This is a genomic window from Roseovarius spongiae, assembly GCF_003651245.1.
Lineage (GTDB): Bacteria > Pseudomonadota > Alphaproteobacteria > Rhodobacterales > Rhodobacteraceae > Roseovarius > Roseovarius spongiae.
This window is the reverse complement of sequence record NZ_RAPE01000001.1, coordinates 509,952-529,587: the sequence shown is the minus strand read 5'-3', so window position 1 is coordinate 529,587 and position 19,636 is coordinate 509,952. Positions and strand designations below refer to the sequence as shown.

Genomic DNA, 19,636 nt, shown 5'->3' with positions numbered 1-19,636 from the left:
GCGTTCAGTCCGCGCCAGGCGTCCGTTGGGTGGCGAAATCCACGATTCCCGCCGTCAGGCAATCGAGCGTATCGGTCACCGGCCCGTCCAGCGCATCCGCCATCAGCGACAATTCGGTGCATCCCACCAGCAGGTGATCCGCGCCGTCGCCACGCAGCGCGCCGGCGCAGGTGGTGAGCGCGGGGCGCAGGGTCTCGGTCGGCTCCCCGGCCTTTATGCTTCGGATGAGGCGCAGCAGCATCGCCTCGTCCCGCGCCCAGACCGGTTCGAGCCCGCATGCGGCGAAAGGCGCGTCGAACACCCCGACCATTCGCGTCGCCGGCGAAGCGAGCATGCCGACGCGCCGCGCCCCCGCCCGCTTCAGCGTGGCGGCGGTCAGCGCCAGCATGTCGAGGAACGGCAGCGCGGTCGCGCGCCGGATCGTCTCCGCGTAATGATGCGCGGTGTTGCAGGGCATGGCGAGCGCGTTCGCGCCCGCCGCCTCGAGGTCGCGCGCCATCTGTCCGAGCGCCGGCGCGGGATCGGCGCCCGTTCCCTCGATCAGCGCCTTGATCCGGCTCGGGACCTGCGGGTTCTGATGCACGATGAGCGGCGCGTGATCGGCGTCGTCCCGCGCGTCCACCGCGTTCAGTACCTTCTGCATCAGCAGGATCGTGGCTTCCGGCCCCATCCCGCCCAGGATGCCGACCGGCCTCACCCCGGCACGTCGAAGCAATGGGTGTAGCCGGTCAGCCCGATCGCCCCGCCGGTGTGCAGGAAGACCACGCGCTCGCCCTTGCTGAACCGGCCCTTGCGGATGAGGTCAATCAACCCTGCCGCGCCCTTGGCCGAATAGACCGGGTCGAGCAGGATCGCCTCGGTCCGCGCGAAGAGGTCGATCGCCTCGAGCGTGTCCTCGGCCGGCATGCCGTAGCCGGGGCCGACGTAATCGGTGTTGGCGACCACGTCTTCGCGCGCGACGACGCCGGCGCAACCCAGCTTCTCGGCAGTCTTCACGGCGAGGTTGAAAACGTTCTCCTCCTGCTTGGCCTTCGGCGCGCGCACCCCGATGCCCAGGAGCGGGATATTCGCGTTCATCGCGCTGAGGCCAGTGATCAGCCCCGCCTGCGTGCCGGCGCTGCCGGTCGCATGCACGATGTGATCGACGTCAAGCCCCATCTCCACGAACTGTCCGAGCATCTCGAGCGCGCAGTTGACATAGCCCAGCGCCCCGGTCGGGTTCGACCCGCCGCCGGGGATGGTATAGACCTTGCGCCCTTCCGCGCGCTTCGCGTCGGCGACAGCCTCCATCTCGGCGTTCATGTCGAGGTCGGGGCCGCGATGCTCTATCGTCGCGCCGTGCAGGTGGTCGAGCAGCACATTGCCGTTATGCTTGTAATTGTCGTGGTTGTAGCCGGTGCGGTCCTCCAGCAACAGGTGACAGGCAAAGCCCAGCTTCGCCGCCGCCGCCGCCGTCTGTCGCGCGTGGTTGGATTGCGTGGCGCCCTGCGTCATCACCATGTCGGCGCCCTCGGCCTGCGCCTCGGCCATCAGCCATTCGAGCTTGCGGGTCTTGTTGCCCCCGGTCGAAAGGCCGGTGCAATCATCGCGCTTGATCCAGATTTCCGGCCCGCCCAGCGCCTCGCTGAGACGCGGCATGGGTTCCAGCGGGGTGGGCAGGTGCGCAAGGCGAACGCGCGGGAAACGGGCAAGGTTCATGGAATGTCATCCTTTCGAGGTCGCGGCCATCGTATCGGCCTGCGGAAGGCGGCGCAATTCGGCCGAACGCGCATGGCCCTCCATTCCTTCGGCGCGGCTGATGCCGGCGGTGACGCGGGCGAGGTCGTCGCGTGCGGGTCCGGTGACGCGCTGCCAAGTCACGGTCTTGAGGAACTTGTGCACCGAAAGCCCCCCTGTATAGCGCGCCGCGCCCCCGGTCGGCAGCACGTGGTTCGGCCCCGCCGCCTTGTCCCCGAAGCTCACCGTCGTCTCCTCCCCGAGGAAGAGCGAGCCATAGCAACTCAGCCGCCCGCGCCACCAGTCGAGGTCGGAGGCCTGCACGTGCAGGTGCTCGGGCGCCTTGGCGTCCGCGTATTGCGCCATTTCCTCGCGGTCGTCGCAAAGCGCCACTTCGCCCAGATCGTTCCACGCGGCGCGCGCGGCGCTTCGGTTCGGCTCGGGCAGCGCGGCGATGAGGTCGGGAATGCGCGCCAGCACCGCCTGCGCCAGCGGCCGGTGCGTGGTGGCCAGCCAGACCGGGCTCGTCGCGCCATGTTCGGCCTGCCCGACGAGGTCCGCGGCCACCAGTTCCGCATCCGCCGATCCGTCCGCGAGGATCAGGCTGTCGGTCGGACCCGCGAACATGTCGATCCCGATCGGCCCGAAAAGCTGCCGTTTGGCCTCGGCCACGTAGGCGTTGCCCGGCCCGACGAGGATATCGGCGGGCGGCGCCCCGAAGAGACCCATCGCCATCGCCGCCACTCCCTGCACGCCGCCGATGGTGAGGATCCGGTGCGCACCGGCGAGGTCCATCGCGTAGAGCATCGCATCGGGGATGCCCGCAGCGCCTCTGGGCGGCGAACAGGCAGTGATGTCGGGCACGCCCGCCTCGCGCGCGGTGGCGATGGTCATCAGCGCGCTCGCGATATGCGCGTAGCGACCACCGGGCACATAGCAGCCCGCGGCGTTCAGCGGAATCTGCCGCTGTCCCGCCAGCAGACCGGGGCGCAGCTCGATCTCCATGTCCTGCGCGGTGGCCCGCTGGGCGGCGGCAAAGCGGCTGATATTCTCATGCGCCCAGGCGATATCGTCCTTCAGCGCCTGCGGAACCCGCGCGGCGGCCGCGTCGATCGCGGCCCGCGTCACCATGACCGGCCCCTCCCAACCGTCAAGGTTGCGGGCGTATTCCAGCGCCACCTGCGCCCCGCCCGCGCGCAGCCGCGCCAGCATGACCGAAACGGTATCGGCGATCCCCGCGGCGGCCTGCGGCGGCTGGCCGGGCGCGGATTTGAGCACTGTGATCGGCATGGCGCGCATCCTCCTGCCTTCCACACCTGCGCCGCACACGCCTGACGCGCAAGGGTTTCAGGCGACCGGCGCGCCACATTTTCCCCCCGGCGAAAGCGAGCTTCGGAATTCCCGAAGCCATCGCTCCTTCAATGTTCCACAAATACTCGTCGTCGTCCCGCCCTGCCGCGCAGCGCCGCGAGGGGGCGCCCCGCGCCGGCCCAAAACGCAAACAGCCCCGCCGGCTTCGGCGGGGCTGCGCGAATTTCACGTCTCGCAAGGTCGGCTCAGGCGTCCGCCTCGAGCGCGGCGGCGGCTGCGGTCGAGCCGATCTTCGCCACTTCCTTCTTGACCTTGAGCGCGGCGGGCGACAGGTCCGTATCCCGCGCCTTGGCAAGGAACGCGTCAAGCCCGCCCCGGTGATCGACGGTGCGCAGCGCAGCGGCGGAAATGCGCAGCTTGACGCCGCGGCCCAGCGCCTCGGATTGCAGGGTCACGTCGTTGAGGTTCGGCAGGTAGCGACGCTTGGTCTTGTTGTTGGCGTGGCTCGAGTTGTTGCCGACCATCGGGCCTTTTCCGGTCAGTTCGCAGCGGCGCGACATGGGATCATCCTCATCTTTTCATGAGGGCCTGGCGGCCCGTCTCAAAACAAACGGACGCCGCCAAGGGGCCGCGTCCCGAATTCCGTTGGCGGTGATTAGGCGGAATCGGCCCGCGCGTCAAGGGGCGCGCCCGAAGAGTCTTCATGCCTCCGGCGGGAATATTCCGGGCAAGAAGAAGCCGTCGGGCCTGGGTCTTCTTCATGCTTCAGATATCCCGCGGAGGAGACGCGCCAATGGCCCGGCGGAGGGGCGGCGCCCCTCACTCGGCCGCATCTCCCAGGAAGCCGCCCGACTGGCGCGCCCAGAGCGCGGCATAGGTTCCGCCGCGCGCCAGCAACGCGTCATGGGTTCCGTCCTCGACGATGCGGCCTTGGTCCAGCACCACAATCCGGTCCATCTGCGCGATGGTGCTGAGCCGGTGGGCGATGGCGATCACCGTCTTGCCGCGCATCATCCCGAAGAGCGTGCCCTGGATCGCCGCCTCCACCTCGGAATCAAGCGCGCTCGTCGCCTCGTCCAGCACAAGGATCGGCGCGTCCTTGAGCAGCACCCGCGCAAGCGCCACGCGCTGACGCTGCCCGCCCGACAGCTTCACACCGCGCTCACCGACATGCGCGTTGTAGCCGGCGCGCCCCTCGGCATCGCGCAGATCAAGGATGAAATCATGCGCCTCGGCCTGTTTGGCCGCCGCGATCATCGCCGCCTCATCGGCCTGCGAGTTCCCGTAAAGCAGATTGGCGCGGATCGAGCGGTGCAGCAGTGAACTGTCCTGGCTGACCATCCCGATCGCCCGGCGCAGCGAGGCCTGGCGCACGCCCGCCACGTCCTGCCCGTCGATCAGGATCTGCCCGGCCTCGGCGTCGCGCATCCGCAAGAGCAGGTTCACAAGGCTCGACTTGCCCGCGCCGGAGCGCCCGACCAGACCCACCTTCTGCCCCGGCGGAATCACGAGGTCGATGCCGTTCAGCCCGCCCTGCCCGCGCCCGTAATGATGCGAGACATTGCGGAATTCGATCCGCGCTTCACTGACCTCGAGCGCGGGCGCGTCCGGCGCGTCCACCACGTCATGCGGCACCGCGACCGAGCGCAGCCCCTCGCGGATGACGCCCGCATGCTCAAACAGGCGGATCACCACCCACATGATCCAGCCCGACATGCCATTGAGCCGGATCGTCAGCGCGGAGGCGGCCGCGACCTCGCCCACCGTGACCGCGCCGCGCGACCACAGCCAGATCGCGGGCGCGAGCATCCCCACGATCAGCACCCCGTTGATCAGGTTGAGCCCGAGGCTCAGCTCGGTCATCAGCCGCAGGAACCGCTGGAAGCGCAAGCGCAGCCGGCGCATGGCAGACAGGACATAGCGTTCCTCCGTGCCTTCGTCGGCGAAGAGCTTGATCGTCTCGATATTGGCGTATGCGTCGACCACCCGCGCGGTGACCATCGAGCGCGCGTCGGACCATTTCTCCGACGCCACCGCCACGCGCCGCGCGATGTAGCGCACGTAAAGCGCATAGATCGCGGCCCAGGCCAGCAGCGGCAGCGACAGGATCGGATCCACCCCGGCGAGGATCACCGCCGCGCCCAGCACATAGGTGATGGCGTACCAGATGCCTTCGAACGCCATGTAGGTGCCGTCCTCGACCGCCTCGCCCAACTGCATCACGCGATTGGTGAGCCGCCCGGCGAACTCGTTCTGGAAGAACCCCTGCGACTGGCCCAGCAGGTGCTTGTGCGCGCGCCAGCGAACCTGTTCCTGCATGTTCGAGGCCAGCATCTGCTCGAGCAGGAGGTGGTTGAAGGCGATCATCGCCGGGCGCAGCGTCATGATCAGCAGCGCCGCGATGATCAGCTCGACCCCGTGGCGCGCCATGAGGTTGCCCGGCTCGGTCGCGCCCAGGAGGTCGATCACCCGCCCCGAGTAGAAGATCAGCCCGGTCTCGACCAGCGCCACGAGGATGCCGCTGATCGCCATCGCGATCATGCCCTTGCGGAACGCGCGGTAATGCGACTTGAGATAGGCCCAGAGCGTGGCGGGCGGGGTTTCCTCCGCGACGGGAGCGAAGGGATCGACGAGGTTCTCGAATTTCCTGAACATGACGGACGCCTGTCATTAAGCGTTGGAGGGGATGCGCTCGCACGGGGATGCGCGGGGGCGAAAGGCGGCCGCCGCGACGGAATCGGCTGCCTCAGGCGGCTTGGTTCCAGATCCCGTGATACATCGAGCACCCTCCAGCCTGCGCGTCTCGCGCAGATCGTCATGTCATGCGCCGGGAATGGCGCTTGCGATCCTGTTAGCGCAACCGCGGCGTTCTGTCACGTCCGATCCGCGCCGATCCGCCCCAGAAGTTGCCCTGCCGCCACAGACGGCGTGACGCGCCCATCGGCCACCTGCGCGCCCAGCGTCTCCATCGCAGCGCGCGCCTCATCGGTCTGCAACTGCGCGAGCAACCCCTGGCGCACCTCCTCCTCGAACCAGTAGCGCGCCTGCGCCGCGCGCCGCGCGTCCCAGTGGCCATGTTCGCGCCGCCAGTCGGCAAGCGTGGTCATTTCCTCCCAGAGCTTGTCGAATCCGGTCTCTTCCAGCGCGGAAACCATCAGCGCCTTGGGAAAGCCCTGGGGGTCCTGCGCACGCTTGCGCAGCAGGCGCAGAGCGCCCGAGTAATCCGCGCGGGTGCGCGTGGCGGCGGCTTTCAGATCGCCGTCGGCCTTGTTGATCACGATGAGATCGGCGATTTCCATGATGCCGCGCTTGACGCCCTGCAATTCGTCCCCGCCCGCGGGCGCGAGCAGCAGCAGGAAGATGTCCGACATCTCGGCCACGACCGTTTCGGACTGCCCGACGCCGACCGTCTCGATCAACACCACGTCGAACCCCGCCGCCTCGCAGAGCGCGACCGCCTCGCGCGAGCGGCGCGCGACGCCGCCGAGCTGGGTCTGGCTGGGCGACGGGCGGATGAAGGCGTTGGAATCGCGGCTCAGCCGCTCCATGCGCGTCTTGTCGCCCAGGATCGAGCCGCCCGAGCGCGCCGAGCTGGGATCGACCGCCAGCACCGCGACCTTGAGCCCCTTGCCGGTCAGCATCCCGCCGAACCCTTCGATGAAAGTGGACTTGCCCACCCCCGGCGTGCCCGAAAGCCCCACGCGCAGCGCCTCGCGCCCCGAATTGCGCAGCGACTCAAGCAGTTCCGCCGCTTGCTCGCGATGGTCCGCCCGGCTGCTCTCGACCAGGGTGATCGCTCGAGCGAGCGCGCGCCGGTCGCCCCGGGCTATGCCTTCGCCAAGTTCCGAGATATCCATGAGTTACCCGCCGTCTGGTCCTGTCGCCGTCCCGTCCTACATGCCTTGGCGGACCGGCGATTGTCCAGCCGGCCGACGCCAGCAACGGAGGCGCCATGCGCCGCATCATCGCGATCCTGTTCGCCATCGCCTTCACCGCGCCGCCCGCACTGGCCGGCCCGCCCGCGCCGGGCGACACCGTGGCGCGCTACGACGTGCGGCTCCTCGGCGTGAAACTGGGCGAGATGACGCTGGCGGGGCGGATCGGCGGCGGGGCCTACGCCGTCAGCTCGCAATTCTCGACCAGAGGCATCGTGAGCGCGCTCGCCGATACAGGGTTCGACCTGAAAGCGCGGGGCCGCGTCACCGCGTCGGGTTTCACGCCGCAAGCCTACGATGAACGCATCGACACCGGCAGCCGGCGCTCGACCGCGCAACTGCGCTACACGCGCGGCGTGCCGCGCATCACCGGCGGCACACTGGCCAGCGCGCCGCCCGAGCCGGGCGAAACCCCGCTCGACCCTTCGGGCGAGGGCGGCACGCTCGACCCGCTGACGGCGATGTTCGCCGCGCTGCACGACCGGCCTCGCGCCGATCTGTGCAAGACCGACGTGACCATCTTCGACGGCGCGCGCCGCTCGGCCATCCGCACCACCGCGCGGGCGGACATGGGCGCCGAGGTGCTCTGCACCGGCGCTTACTTCCGGCTCGCCGGGTTCACCGCATCGGAGCTGAAACGGCAGACGGTCTATCCCTTCACCCTCCTTTTCGCGCCCGGCGGCGACGGGCGGATGCAGGCGCGCCGCCTCACCGTGCGCACGCGCTATGGCAATGCCGAGCTTTTGCGCCGATAACCCCGGCATGAGCGCCGACCTGCCCATCCATGACGCCCTGCCCGCGCTGATCGCAGCGGTGCGCGCGCGCGGACGCGCGGTCCTCCAGGCGCCGCCCGGCGCGGGCAAGACGACCGTCGTGCCGCTCGCGCTGCTCGACTCGGGACTGGTGCGCGGCCGCATCGTCATGCTCGAACCCCGCCGCCTCGCCGCGCGCGCGGCGGCCGAACGCATGGCGCAGACGCTGGGCGAGGAGGTCGGCCAGACCGTCGGCTACCGCATCCGGGGCGAGGCGCGCGTCAGCGACGCCACCCGCATCGAGGTGGTGACCGAGGGCATCCTGACCCGCCGCCTCCAGTCCGCGCCGGACCTGCCCGGCATCGGCGTCGTCATCTTCGACGAGTTCCACGAACGCTCTCTCAACGCCGACCTGGGCCTTGCGCTCTGCCTCGAGGTGGCCGGGGCGCTGCGCGACGACCTGGCGCTGATCGCCATGTCCGCCACGCTCGACGCCGCGCCGGTGGCGGAATTGATGAACGCGCCCACCGTCACCTCCGAAGGGCGCAGCTTCCCGGTCGAGACCCGCTGGCGCGACCGGCCCCTGCCGCGCAAGACCCGGATCGAGGCCGCGACCGCCGACCTGATCTGCGACGCGCTGGCCGAGACGACCGGCGGCCTGCTCGCCTTCCTCCCCGGCGAGGGCGAGATCCGGCGCACCGAGGCGCTGCTCAGGGACCGCGTGCCGGGCGATTGCGTCATCCGCCCGCTCTTCGGCGCGATGCCGTTCAACGCGCAGCGCGCCGCCATCGCGCCCGACAGATCCGCGCGCAAGGTCGTGCTCGCCACCGCGATCGCCGAGACCTCGCTCACCATCGAGGATATCCGCGTGGTGGTCGACGCCGGCCGGGCGCGGCGCGCGCGGTTCGACCCCGGCTCGGGCATGACGCGTCTGGTGACCGAACCCGTCAGCCGCGCCGAGGCCGCGCAGCGCGCCGGCCGCGCGGGCCGGCTCGCGCCGGGCGTCGCCTACCGCCTCTGGACCCGCGGCGAGGAGGGCGCGCTGCCCGCGTATCCCCCGGCCGAGATCGAGGCGGCGGACCTCGCGCCGCTGGCGCTGGAACTGGCGATATGGGGCGCGGCGCCCGATCAACTGCCCTTCCTGACGCCGCCCAACCCAGGCGCCTATGCGGAGGCGCAGGCGCTGTTGCGGATGCTGGGCGCGCTCGACGCGGCGAACCGCGTCAGCGATCACGGCCGCGAACTCGCGCGGCTGCCGCTACACCCCCGCCTCGCGCATATGCTCGCCGTCGGAGGGCCCGTTGCGGCCCCTCTCGCCGCGCTGCTGGCCGAGCGCGACCCGATGCCGCGCGCCGCGCCTTGCGACCTCACCCTGCGCCTCACCGCGATCCGCGACCCGCAGGCGCGCCTGGCGCATGAGCCCGACCGCGCCACGCTGCGGCGCATCCGCCAGGAGGCGAAACGCCTCGCCCCCGCCGCGAAGACCGCCCGCAAGGGCGCGATGAGCGACGCCGGAATGGCCGCCCTCGCCTATCCCGACCGGATCGGGTTGCGCCGCGCGGGGGGCGCGCCGCGCTTCCTGCTCTCGGGCGGCAAGGGCGCGTATCTCGCCGAGGGCGACACGCTCGCCGGAGCGCGGCTCATCGTCGCCACCGACCTCGACGGCGACCCGCGCGAGGCGCGCATCCGCCAGGCCATCGCGCTCTCCGAATCGGAACTGCGCGACCTTTACGGCGACCAGATCGCATGGCGCGACCTTTGCACATGGTCCCGCCGCGAAGGGCGCGTCATCGCCCGCCGGCAGGAACGCTTCGGCGCCGTCACGCTCGACGACCGCATCTGGAAGGACGCGCCCCCCGACGCGATCGCCCGCGCCATGCTCGACGGCGTCCGCGAACTCGGCCTCAGTTGGAGCGACGCCGCCCGCCGCTTCGCCGCCCGGGTGCGGCTGCTGCGCGCGGACATGCCCGACCTGCCCGACATGGATGAGTCGGCGCTGCTGGAGCGGCTCGAGGACTGGCTTCTGCCGCATCTCATCGGCGTGAAATCGGCGCAGGACTGGCGACGCTTCGACATGCTCGACGCGCTGCGCGCCATGCTCGACTGGACCCAGATGCAGGCGCTCGACCGCGCCGCGCCCGCGCATTTCACCACGCCGCTGGGCCGCCGGATCCCCATCGACTACGACAGCGACCCGCCCGAGATCAGCCTGCGCCTACAGGAGATGTTCGGCCAGACCACCCACCCCGCGGTCGGCGGCACGCCCCTGCGCGTGACGCTGCTCTCGCCCGCGCGCCGCCCGGTGCAGACCACGACCGACATCCCCGGTTTCTGGGCCAGTTCCTACGCCGACGTGCGCCGCGACATGCGCGGACAGTATCCGAAACACCCCTGGCCCGAAGACCCCACGCAGGCCGATCCCACCCTGCGCGCCAAGCCGCGCAAGTAAGCCCTCAGCGCCGCCCGCGCCGATCCTTCAGCCGCGCATGGGCCTCCGCCGTGCCGTCATGGAACGAGCCGAACCACTTGTCCCAGGGCATCTCGAGATTGCCGTAGTTCACCTCGAAATAGCGGTGGTGCATCTGGTGATGGAACGTCCCCAGCGCCAGCCGCTTCTCGTCCTTGACCAGCAGGTTCTCGAACCCGGTATGCGAGGTCGCCGCTGTCAGCGCCTGATGCTGCATGTGAAACAGGATATGCAGCGGATGCGCGGCGAGGATGAAATGGATCAGCACCGAGCTGAAGAAGAACAGATGCTCAAGCGGGTGCATCGACAGCCCCGACCACGGCCCGACATTGACGTTGCGATGATGCAGCCCGTGCGCCAGACGATAGAGCGGCCGCCAGTGCAGCGCGCGGTGAATCCAGTAGAAATGGAACGAGATCCACACCGGCGTCAGCAGGAACAGGGCCACGAACCACACCGGGTTGTCCGCCCATGCCAGCACCGGCGCCCAGCCGTTCGCCATCGCCCAGAACATCAGCACCTCGTAGGCGGTCCAGAAACTCACCCCGCTTGCCAGCGTCCAGAACATGTTGTCGCGGACCTGCCCGCCGAAGGTGAACTGCCGCCCCCGCGTCATCAACTCGCGCGGATCAAAGCGCAGCCGCTTGCCCTGCCGCCCGGCGGCGTGGAAATACCAGTGCAACCCGCCGGCGACGAGGCTCATCAGCACCAGGTTGCGCAGCCAGATCGCCCCGATCCACTGCCAATGCAGGGTCTGCGCCGTCGCGAGCGACGGCTGGAAGAACGCCCAGGTCACCAGCGCGATGACGACGAGGATCGTGTTCTCGGCCAGCCCGAACCAGCGCGCCGCGACCCAGCGCACCATGCGGCGCGGATCGGGCGGCCAGCTGAAGAAAGGCGACACCGCGATCGGCACGTCCGGCACGTGGTTCCAGCCGGGCAGTTCCGCGGGCTCGGTATCGGTCTCGGTCGCGATGTTCTCGTCTCCCCCATGCAGCTGCGCCAAGTTGTCGCACAAGGCCATTCACAGGAAAAACAGTTTTAATTATCATCCGATCTCGAAAATACCGAGGATATCCCATGCCCACCACCCCTCGCCTGTCGCTGCGGGCCATGCGCGCCTTCGCCTGCGTGGTCGAACAGGGCTCGATCAGCGGCGCGGCGGGCGTGCTCAACATCGCGCCCTCCGCGATCGCTGCGGCGGTCGACCAGGTCGAGGCCGAGATCGGCGCGACCCTGCTGCTGCGCAGCCGCGCGCGCGGCGTCGCTTCGACACCGGAGGCCGTGACCCTCGCCGCGCGGTTCCGTGCGTTGCTGGAGGAATGCGACGCGGTGATCGAGGCGGGCCGCGCCGTGTCGCGCGGGCTGAGCGGCACGCTCAGGATCGGCTATTACGCGCCGGTCGCGCCCGCCTTCCTGCCGCGGCTGCTGGGGCCGATGATGCGCGCCCATCCCGACCTCAGGCTCGACCTGAGCGCCGAAGACAACGACAGCGCGCAGGACCGGCTGCTCGCCGGGCGGCTCGACGTAATCCTGTTCGCCGGTCACGATCTGCGCCCGGGCGTCGAGACCCGCCCCCTTCTCGATCTGGCGCCTTACGTGCTCGCGCCAGAAGGGCATCCGATCACCGCCGCGGCCCCGGCGCGGCTGGCCGATGTGGCGCGCCATCCGATCGTGCAGCTCGACCTGCCGCTGGCGCGCCCGTTCCTCGACGACCTCTTCGCCGCGCGCGGCCTTGCGCCGGATATCGTCGCGCGCGCCAACAGCACTGAAATGGTGCGCAGCCTGGTGGGCGCCGGGATCGGGCTGAGCGTCCTCGCCATGCGGCCGCTCACCGACCAGAGCTATGGCGGCGACCCGCTCGTCGCGGCGCCGCTGGAACCAGGGCTGCCCGGCTTCCAGCTCATGTCGGGCCGGGTCGCGGACCGACCGCGGCGCGCTGTCGTGGAATTCGAATCCGCGCTCGCCGCGTGGATGGACGGCCCGGCCGCGAAACAGCTGACCGTCCGGCCGCCCACGACCGCGCGCCGATGACGCTCCGCTTGGCTTCTTCTTGCGAAGAAAATCCGCGCCGAAGGCGCCCACGACGGACGCCCGGCGCGCCGACCGATCAATCCCACCACGGCCCGTGAAATTTCCCTTCCTGTCCCAGCCGTTCGAACCCGTGATGGCCGAAGAAATCGCGCTGCGCCTGGATGATGTTCGCCGTGCCCCAGCCCTGCCGCATCGTATCATGGAACCCCAGCGCCGCCGCGAGCACGGGCGCCGCGTGGCCCCCTTCCATCGCGGCGCAGACGACCCGGCGCAGGGCGGGCGTCTTCGCCGTCAACTGCGCCGCCATTGAGGGCGCGAGCATGAGCTGCCCGGCCGGCAGGTCGCCACGGAACGCCTGCGCGATGTCGTCGAGCAGCGCCGAGCGGATGATGCAGCCCGCGCGCCAGATCTCGGCGATGCGCGCGTGATCGAGCGCCCAGCCATATTCGCGCGACGCCGCCTCGAGAATGCGGAAGCCCTGCGCGTAGCCGAGGATGCGCGCCGCGGCGAAAGCGTCCGCCAGCACCTCCTCGCCGAGGTCGAGTGCGCCGCGCGCGCCGCCCAGTCGCGCCTCGGCCGCCTGGCGTGTCTCCTTCTCAGCCGACCAGGCGCGCGCGCCGACCGCCGCCTCGATCATGTTCGCGGCCTGGCCCATCCGCACCGCCTCGATCACGGTCCAGCGGCCGGTGCCCTTCTGTCCGGCCGCGTCCTTGATCACGTCGACAACCGGGTGGCCAGTCGCGGGGTCGGTGCGTCCCAGAAGCTCGGCGGTGATCTCGACCAGGTAGGACTGCAGCGGCCCCGCGTTCCAGCGCGCGAACATCGCGCCGATCTCGGCCGGGGGTTGCGCCATGCCGAAGCGCGCCAGCCCGTAGATCTCGGCGATGATCTGCATGTCGGCGTATTCGATGCCGTTATGCACCGTCTTGACGAAATGCCCCGCCCCGTCGGGTCCAAGGCGATCGACGCAGGGATCGCCCTCGTGACGCGCGGCGATCGCGCGCAGGATGTCACGCAGTTGCCGCCAGCTGTGCTCGGAGCCGCCGACCATCATGGAAGGACCGTGCCGCGCGCCGTCCTCGCCGCCCGACACGCCCATGCCGACGAAATGCAGATCGCGCGCGGCCATCTCCTCCGCGCGGCGCCGGGTGGCGTGGAAATCGGCGTTGCCGCCGTCGATGATCGTGTCGCCCGGCGACAGCAGCGGCGCGACCGCGGCGATCATCGCGTCCATCGGCGCGCCCGAGGGAATCATGAAGAGGATCACGCGCGGGGTCTTCAGCCCGGCGACGAAATCCTCGAGCGCCTCATGCGGGTGGAGCCGCGCGCCCAGCGGGCCGGCCTCGCGGATGAAATCGGCGATCCACTCCACCTCGCGGTTGGCGACGGCGACGTCGAACCCCTTTTCGGCGATATTGAGCGCCAACGCGCTGCCCATCGTGCCAAGCCCGTATATCCCGATCTGCGCCTTCGCCACTCACCCGCCCTTCGTGATTTCGGATCGACCCAAGCCTGACCGATCCGAGAACGGCCCGCAAGGGCCGGCCGAGGGACGCGTCAGACGCCGAGGCACCAGCGCAGGATCGCCTTTTGCGCGTGCAGACGGTTCTCGGCCTCGTCGAAGACGACCGATTGCGCGCCGTCCATCACCGCGCTCGTCACCTCTTCCTCGCGATGCGCGGGCAGGCAATGCATGAAGAGCGCGTCGGGTTTCGCACCCGCCATCAGCGCCTCGTTCACCTGGTAGGGGCGCAGCATGTTGTGACGGCGCTCCTTGGCGGACTGGCTGTCATGCATGCTGACCCACGTGTCGGTCACGACGAGATCCGCGCCCTTGACCGCCTCGTTGGGATCGCGCTCGATCTGCACCTTGCAGCCGGCCTTCCGCGCGAGGCCGATGAGCTCCGCCTCGGGGTCGAGCTGCGCCGGGCCGGTGAAGGTGAAGTCGAAGCCGAACTGCGCCGCCGCATGCAGGAAGGAGGCGCAGACATTGTTGCCGTCCCCGGACCAGACGACCTTCCTGCCCTTGATCGGGCCGCGATGTTCCTCGTAGGTCAGCACGTCCGCCATGATCTGGCAGGGATGGGTGCGGTCCGTCAGGCCGTTGACGACTGGCACATCGGCGTATTCCGCCATCTCGTGCAGGACGGATTCATCAAACGTGCGGATCATGATGAGATCGACGTAGCGGCTGAGCACGCGCGCGGTGTCGGCGATCGTTTCGCCATGGCCAAGCTGCATGTCCGACCCCGACAGCAGCATCGTCTGCCCTCCCATCTGGCGAATCCCGACGTCGAAGCTCACCCGCGTGCGGGTCGACGGTTTCTCGAAGATGAGCGCGACCATGCGGCCAGCCAGGGGTTGATCGTCGTCGGGCGCGCCGCGCATCTGACCCGCGCGCGCGGCCTTCATCGCCGCGGCGTTGTCGATGATGGCGCGCAGCGCGGCGGGGTCCGTGGTGTGGATGTCGAGGAAATGGTTCATGCAGGGAAGGCCCTTTGCGGATGGCGGAACCGGGTGTTTTCTACCCCCGGACCCCCGTAGGATATTTTCAGCAAGAAGAAGATACCGATTTCGCGGCGGCGTCGAGGCGGGTGACGGCCTCGGCGATTTCTTCCGCGGTAATGTTGAGCGGAGGAAGGAGGCGCAGCACGTTGTCGGCCGCCGGAACAACGCAGAGGTTCTGCGCATAGGCGGCGGTCACCAGGTCGGCGTTGGGCGCGCGGCATTTCAGGCCGAGCATCAGGCCGCTGCCGCGCACCGCCTCGAACACGTCCGGGTGCGCGGCGACCAGCCCTTCGAGCTTCTGGCGGAAGGCGCCGGCGCGGGCGCGCACGTCCGACAGAAAGGCCGGGTCGGCGACGATCTTCATCACCGCGTTGCCTACGGCGCAGGCCAGCGGGTTGCCGCCATAGGTGGAGCCGTGCGTGCCCGCCGTCATCGCCGCCCCGGCCCGTTCGGTGGCGAGCACCGCGCCCAGCGGGAAGCCGCCGCCGATACCCTTCGCCACCATCATGATGTCGGGCTCGACCCCAGCCCATTCATGCGCGAACAGGCGACCCGTGCGGCCCACGCCACACTGCACCTCATCGAGGATCAGCAGCGGCCCGCGTTCGTCACAGAGATCGCGCAGGCCCTTCAGGCATTGGTCGGGCAGCGGGCGGATGCCGCCCTCGCCTTGCACCGGCTCGATCAGGATCGCCGCCGTCGTGTCGTCGATGGCCGCGCGGAGCGCGTCGTGATCGCCCCAGGGCAGGTGCGTGAAGCCGGGCAGCAGCGGGCCGAAGCCCGCCGTCATCTTTTCCGACCCGGCGGCGGCGATGCCGGCGGCGGAGCGGCCGTGGAACGATCCCTCGAACGCGATGATGCGGGTGCGCTCGGGCTGGCCCGCGTCATGGAAGTGCCGCCGCGCCATCTTGACCGCCAGTTCGCACGCCTCGGTCCCCGAATTGGTGAAGAAGACCGTGTCGGCGAATGTCGCCTCGACCAGCCGGTCGGCCAGTTCTTCCTGCTGGGGGATGTGATAGAGGTTCGAGGTGTGCCAGAGCGCCTGCGCCTGGGTCGTGAGCGCCTCGACCAGCGCCGGGTGCGCATGGCCGAGCGCATTGACCGCGATGCCCGCCCCGAGGTCGAGAAAGCGGCGCCCGTCCGCCTCGATCAGCCAGGCGCCTTCGCCTTTGACGAAGTTCAACGGCGCGCGGTTATAGGTCGGCAGGACGGAGGCGATCATGAGAGAATTCCTTGTCGGTGAGGCGAAAACCAGTGCCAGAGGGCGTGGGTCCGTGTCAATGTGCGGGCGCTGTCACGCCTTGAGCCGGTAGCCACGCCGGAACATCGCCCAGGCAAGGCCGCAGATCGCCAGCGTCGTGCCGACGACGATCACCGCCCCCATGAGCGGCGCGCTGTCGGAGACGCCGATCACGCTGAACCGCAGCCCGTCGATGAGGTAGAAGACCGGGTTGTACTGCGTGATCCCGTAGAGCAGCGGCGGCAGCGCCTCGACCGAGTAGAAGGTGCCCGACAGGAAGGCGAGCGGCGTGACGATGAAATTGGTGATCGCCGCCATCTGGTCGAACTTGTTGGCGAAGATCCCCGCGACCATCCCGAGCGCGCCCATCAGCGCCGAGCCCAGCACAACGTATCCCAGCGTCATCAGCGGATGGTGCGGCACGATCCCGAGGAAGATCGCAACGCCGATCAGCACGCCCAGCGCCACCATCAGTCCGCGCCCGATGGCCCCCGCGAGATAGCCGAGCACCAGCTCCGCGGCGCTGAGCGGCGGCATCAGCGTGTCGACGATGTTGCCCTGCACCTTGCCGATCACGATCGAGGACGAAGTGTTGGCGAAGGCGTTCTGGATCACCGTCATCATCAGGATCCCCGGCGCGATGAAGGTGGTGAAATCGACGCCCATCACGTCGCCCCGGCGCGGGCCGATGGCGATCGAGAAGATCACCATGAACAGCCCCGCCGTCGCCAGCGGCGCCAGGATCGTCTGCGTCCAGACCGCCATGAAGCGCATCACCTCGCGCACCGCCAGGGTCTGAAGCCCGCGCCAGTTGACCCACCCGAACCGGCGCGTTCCCATTACCGCGATATCCGTCATGTTCCGTCCTTCCGCCTGCGATTCGGCGTCTTGTAACTCACTCGGGAGTGATTAGAATAGAAGCTCGATCGAAATGAAAAGGGGCGGCGGCATTTGCGGGCCGCCCTTCGGGTTAGGATGGGCCATGTCCTGGAGCGATGAGCGCGTTGAACTGCTGAAGAAGATGTGGGGCGAGGGCCAGTCGGCCAGTCAGATCGCCAAGGAATTGGGCGGCGTGACGCGCAACGCCGTGATCGGCAAGGTGCATCGCCTGGGCCTGTCGAACCGCAACGGCGGCGGCGGAACCGCCGCGCCCGCGGAGGCCAGGGCCAAGCCGGCGGCCAAATCCACAGCCAAGCCGGCGGCCAAGGCCAAGCCGGCGGCCAAGCCCGAAGCCGAGCCCGCGCCCGAGCCCGAGCAGGAACCGGAAAAGCCGGCCGCCGCGCCGGTCACGCGGATCAAGCCGATCATACCCGCCGGTCAACCGCTGCCGCCGCAGCCTTCGACCAACGAGATCGACCCCAAGGCGCTGGCCAAGGTCTCCGAGGTAGAGAAAAAGGCGAAGAAGCTCGGGCTCATGGAGCTGACCTCGCGCACCTGCAAATGGCCGGTGGGCGACCCGGCGACCGAGGATTTCTGGTTCTGCGGCCTGCCGGTCCAGGCGGGCAAGCCCTATTGCGAGGCGCATGTGGGCGTCGCCTTCCAGCCGATGAGCAGCCGGCGCGACCGCCGGCGCTGAGCGCGCCCCTTCCCCGTCCTCGCGGGCGTCCGGGCGCGCGTTTCGGGGAGGATGTCGATCAGTCGAAGAGTTTGAACAGCTCCTTCATGACCTGGTCCTCGGCTTCCTTCTTGATCGCGTCCTCTATGGACTGGCCTTCCTCGACCGTTACGCCGAGCTCTTTCTCAACGAACTTGCTGACTTCCTTCTCGACCTTCTGCTTGACCTTTTCCTCGACCTTTTTCTTTTCTTCCTTGAAGTTGAGGTCGATGGCGTCCTCTATGTCGGGCCAGATCCTCGGGTCGGCCCAGGGGCCGCGGATCTTGACCGGGATGGCGAAACCCTTGCCATCACCGCCGTCCAGAAGCACCGGAGTGAACACGTAATCGATGTCCCGCGCGCCAAGGCCGATGCGCCCCTTGCCGGTGGCCGAGGCCAGCGGCAGGCGCATCTTGAGGTCGTCGCCGCGCATGTCGCCGTCCTTCATGGTGAAGCTCGCGCTCATCTCGTCGAAGACGGTGGTGCCGCCCGTCCCCTTGCCCCCGCGCATCAGCTTGTCGAGGTCGAAACCGCTGATCACGCCGCGCCCGGTGGACAGGCTGAGCGAGCCGCTGAGGCTGTGCATAATCGCATCAATGGACTGGCCGACGCCGAGAAACTCCAGGTGGGCCTGGCCGGTTGTGGCGAAGCGCGTGATCCCGGCGGCGTCGGTCAGCAGGCGTTCCATGTCGATGCCCGCGGCGCGCAGATCGCCGCCGACCGACAGGCCCGAGCGGTTGTTGACCACGAACTGTCCGGTGACGTCGCCGCCGTAGCCTTTCAGTTCCTTGAACTGGAACACCGCGCGCGAGCGATCGATGGTGGCGAGAACGCGGGTTGCGCCGAATTTCAGCCCGCCGAAGTCGATACCGCTGGCGGCAAGCGATATCTCGGCGTCGGCAAGCCCGACCGCGCTCGCATCGATCGGCGCCTTGGACCAACCGTCACTGACCGCCCCGCCTCCTCCGTCGCCGCCATCGCCGCCGCCGCCGGCTCCGCTGGCGTTCAACGCGCTCAGGTCGAGCGCACCGGCGCCGAGCTGCGCCGTGACGTGCGGCCGCGCCCCGCCGAGAAAGACATCCGCCGCGCCGCTGAACTGATTTTGATCCAGCCCCAGCGCCAGGTCGCGCAACGATAGGCGCATGCCTTCGGTCAGCGTGACATTCGCGCCGCCCCTGATGCTGCGTCCGAACCCGTCGGGAATATCCGCCGCGCCGAGGCCGAGCGCGGCCAGGAATTGCGACGTGTCTTCAAGATCGAGGTCGAGCCGCCCGGCCAGTTCCGGCGTGGTGCTCCCGCGCCCGTCAAAGCTCAGCTTTCCGCTGCGCGTCGCCGCGTTCACCCGCAGATCCGAAATGCGCCCCGCGATCAGCGCGCCGACCTTGCCGATGCGCCCGTCGAGCGTGATCGCCTCGCTCGCGGGGCGCAGCACGGCCTTGAACGTCGCCTCTCCCTCGTAATCGGGCCAGCGCAGGTCGAGGTCCATGCCCTTCATGGTTTGGCGCGTGCCTGCGGCGTGATCGATCATCGTGACCGAGGCGTCTGTGATCAACGCACGGTCCAGCGTCAGCGCGAGCCTTCTGGAGCGAGCCTCGCCGCCGCTGCCGCCGTCCGACTGGCCCGAGGGCGCAACGCCCTCGACGCCCAGTTCCCAGTTGACGCGCCCGTCCTTCGCGCGCTCGAGCATGATGGCCGGCGAGACCGCCTCGAGCCCGGTGATCCGGATTTCTCCGCGGATGAGCGCGAGCGGGTCGACGCCCACCTTGAAGCTCTGCGCGCGCAGCATCGGCCCTTCCTTCGACCAGTCCGCGTTGGCGATGGTCGTGGCGCCGGTGCTGATGCCGAGCACGGGATAGAAGCTGATCGTCGTGTCGCCGGTCATCTCGACCTTGCGGCCGGTCATGGCGGTGATGCGGTCCGCCGCGATCTGCGCGACCCGGTCGCCGGGCAGAAAGAACACCGCCCCCAGCGCAACCACCGCCGCGATCAGCACGAAGCCGATGAGCTTGAGAAGGAATTTCATGCCCGCCCCTTTCCCTTTCGCCCAATGTAGGCGCAGCGCGGCGCATCAACAAGCAA

16 protein-coding genes are annotated in these 19,636 nt (G+C 69.3%); 4 read left to right on the top strand and 12 right to left on the bottom strand.

What is annotated here, in order from left to right:
- Positions 1-4: 4 nt before the first annotated feature.
- From cuyB to meaB, 6 genes are all read right to left on the bottom strand, one after another.
- Positions 5-697, bottom strand: coding sequence for a cysteate racemase (gene cuyB, locus D6850_RS02490; protein ID WP_121163477.1), 693 nt, complete (start codon positions 695-697; stop codon positions 5-7).
- Positions 694-1,698 carry a D-cysteate sulfo-lyase gene (gene cuyA / locus D6850_RS02485; protein ID WP_121163476.1) on the bottom strand — a complete coding sequence of 335 codons (1,005 nt, stop codon included), beginning with the start codon at positions 1,696-1,698 and terminating at the stop codon, positions 694-696. The genes cuyB and cuyA overlap by 4 nt, the downstream gene beginning before the upstream one ends.
- A 6-nt stretch (positions 1,699-1,704) precedes the next feature.
- On the bottom strand, positions 1,705-3,006 hold the full coding sequence (gene hisD, locus D6850_RS02480; RefSeq protein ID WP_121165040.1) for a histidinol dehydrogenase: 1,302 nt from the start codon (positions 3,004-3,006) through the stop codon (positions 1,705-1,707).
- Positions 3,007-3,272: 266 nt separating this feature from the next.
- Positions 3,273-3,587, bottom strand: a complete 315-nt coding sequence (rpmB, locus tag D6850_RS02475; protein ID WP_121163475.1) for a 50S ribosomal protein L28 — start codon at positions 3,585-3,587, stop codon at positions 3,273-3,275.
- Between the two features lie 259 nt (positions 3,588-3,846).
- Entirely contained in the window at positions 3,847-5,682 is a 1,836-nt protein-coding gene (locus D6850_RS02470) for an ABC transporter ATP-binding protein (protein WP_121163474.1), read from the bottom strand.
- A 218-nt stretch (positions 5,683-5,900) separates the two neighbouring features.
- Positions 5,901-6,884, bottom strand: a complete 984-nt coding sequence (gene meaB, locus D6850_RS02465) for a methylmalonyl Co-A mutase-associated GTPase MeaB (protein ID WP_121163473.1) — start codon at positions 6,882-6,884, stop codon at positions 5,901-5,903.
- A gap of 95 nt (positions 6,885-6,979) precedes the next feature.
- Between meaB and D6850_RS02460 the strand changes: the two genes are divergently transcribed.
- Together D6850_RS02460 and hrpB are read left to right on the top strand one after the other, a co-directional pair.
- The gene (locus D6850_RS02460) at positions 6,980-7,717 is read left to right on the top strand and encodes a DUF3108 domain-containing protein (RefSeq protein WP_121163472.1); all 738 of its coding nucleotides are present in this window, start codon (positions 6,980-6,982) and stop codon (positions 7,715-7,717) included.
- A 7-nt stretch (positions 7,718-7,724) separates the two neighbouring features.
- Positions 7,725-10,163: an ATP-dependent helicase HrpB gene (hrpB, locus tag D6850_RS02455; protein WP_121163471.1), complete on the top strand. Its 2,439-nt coding sequence runs from the start codon at positions 7,725-7,727 to the stop codon at positions 10,161-10,163.
- Positions 10,164-10,167: 4 nt separating this feature from the next.
- Here the strand turns inward: hrpB and D6850_RS02450 are convergent, their stop codons facing one another.
- Positions 10,168-11,157, bottom strand: coding sequence for a sterol desaturase family protein (locus D6850_RS02450; RefSeq protein WP_245964115.1), 990 nt, complete (start codon positions 11,155-11,157; stop codon positions 10,168-10,170).
- Positions 11,158-11,261: 104 nt separating this feature from the next.
- Between D6850_RS02450 and D6850_RS02445 the strand changes: the two genes are divergently transcribed.
- On the top strand, positions 11,262-12,215 hold the full coding sequence (locus D6850_RS02445; RefSeq protein ID WP_121163469.1) for a LysR family transcriptional regulator: 954 nt from the start codon (positions 11,262-11,264) through the stop codon (positions 12,213-12,215).
- Between the two features lie 76 nt (positions 12,216-12,291).
- Here the strand turns inward: D6850_RS02445 and gndA are convergent, their stop codons facing one another.
- From gndA to D6850_RS02425, 4 genes are all read right to left on the bottom strand, one after another.
- Positions 12,292-13,692, bottom strand: a complete 1,401-nt coding sequence (gene gndA / locus D6850_RS02440) for an NADP-dependent phosphogluconate dehydrogenase (protein WP_121163468.1) — start codon at positions 13,690-13,692, stop codon at positions 12,292-12,294.
- A gap of 80 nt (positions 13,693-13,772) precedes the next feature.
- Positions 13,773-14,699: an ornithine carbamoyltransferase gene (gene argF, locus D6850_RS02435; protein ID WP_121163467.1), complete on the bottom strand. Its 927-nt coding sequence runs from the start codon at positions 14,697-14,699 to the stop codon at positions 13,773-13,775.
- A gap of 67 nt (positions 14,700-14,766) precedes the next feature.
- Positions 14,767-15,945 (bottom strand): aspartate aminotransferase family protein, encoded by a 1,179-nt coding sequence (locus tag D6850_RS02430; protein WP_121163466.1) that lies wholly within the window; start codon positions 15,943-15,945, stop codon positions 14,767-14,769.
- Positions 15,946-16,017: 72 nt separating this feature from the next.
- Positions 16,018-16,821, bottom strand: coding sequence for an ABC transporter permease (locus tag D6850_RS02425; protein ID WP_245964072.1), 804 nt, complete (start codon positions 16,819-16,821; stop codon positions 16,018-16,020).
- Positions 16,822-16,945: 124 nt separating this feature from the next.
- On the opposite strand from D6850_RS02425, the gene D6850_RS02420 reads away from it, so the two are divergent.
- Positions 16,946-17,539, top strand: a complete 594-nt coding sequence (locus D6850_RS02420; protein WP_121163464.1) for a GcrA family cell cycle regulator — start codon at positions 16,946-16,948, stop codon at positions 17,537-17,539.
- 58 nt (positions 17,540-17,597) lie between these two features.
- Here D6850_RS02420 and D6850_RS02415 read toward each other — a convergent pair whose 3' ends face one another.
- Positions 17,598-19,580: an AsmA family protein gene (locus D6850_RS02415; RefSeq protein ID WP_121163463.1), complete on the bottom strand. Its 1,983-nt coding sequence runs from the start codon at positions 19,578-19,580 to the stop codon at positions 17,598-17,600.
- Positions 19,581-19,636: the final 56 nt, after the last annotated feature.

What these genes read in the sequence shown, in the direction of transcription:
- cuyA (WP_121163476.1), bottom strand. Translation starts at nt 1,698, where the DNA reads ATGAACCTTGCCCGTTTCCCGCGCGTTCGCCTTGCGCACCTGCCCACC.
- D6850_RS02470 (WP_121163474.1), bottom strand. Translation starts at nt 5,682, where the DNA reads ATGTTCAGGAAATTCGAGAACCTCGTCGATCCCTTCGCTCCCGTCGCG.
- D6850_RS02430 (WP_121163466.1), bottom strand. Translation starts at nt 15,945, where the DNA reads ATGATCGCCTCCGTCCTGCCGACCTATAACCGCGCGCCGTTGAACTTC.
- hisD (WP_121165040.1), bottom strand. Translation starts at nt 3,006, where the DNA reads ATGCCGATCACAGTGCTCAAATCCGCGCCCGGCCAGCCGCCGCAGGCC.
- meaB (WP_121163473.1), bottom strand. Translation starts at nt 6,884, where the DNA reads ATGGATATCTCGGAACTTGGCGAAGGCATAGCCCGGGGCGACCGGCGC.
- D6850_RS02445 (WP_121163469.1), top strand. Translation starts at nt 11,262, where the DNA reads ATGCCCACCACCCCTCGCCTGTCGCTGCGGGCCATGCGCGCCTTCGCC.
- D6850_RS02420 (WP_121163464.1), top strand. Translation starts at nt 16,946, where the DNA reads ATGTCCTGGAGCGATGAGCGCGTTGAACTGCTGAAGAAGATGTGGGGC.
- D6850_RS02425 (WP_245964072.1), bottom strand. Translation starts at nt 16,821, where the DNA reads ATGACGGATATCGCGGTAATGGGAACGCGCCGGTTCGGGTGGGTCAAC.
- argF (WP_121163467.1), bottom strand. Translation starts at nt 14,699, where the DNA reads ATGAACCATTTCCTCGACATCCACACCACGGACCCCGCCGCGCTGCGC.
- D6850_RS02460 (WP_121163472.1), top strand. Translation starts at nt 6,980, where the DNA reads ATGCGCCGCATCATCGCGATCCTGTTCGCCATCGCCTTCACCGCGCCG.
- rpmB (WP_121163475.1), bottom strand. Translation starts at nt 3,587, where the DNA reads ATGTCGCGCCGCTGCGAACTGACCGGAAAAGGCCCGATGGTCGGCAAC.
- D6850_RS02415 (WP_121163463.1), bottom strand. Translation starts at nt 19,580, where the DNA reads ATGAAATTCCTTCTCAAGCTCATCGGCTTCGTGCTGATCGCGGCGGTG.
- hrpB (WP_121163471.1), top strand. Translation starts at nt 7,725, where the DNA reads ATGAGCGCCGACCTGCCCATCCATGACGCCCTGCCCGCGCTGATCGCA.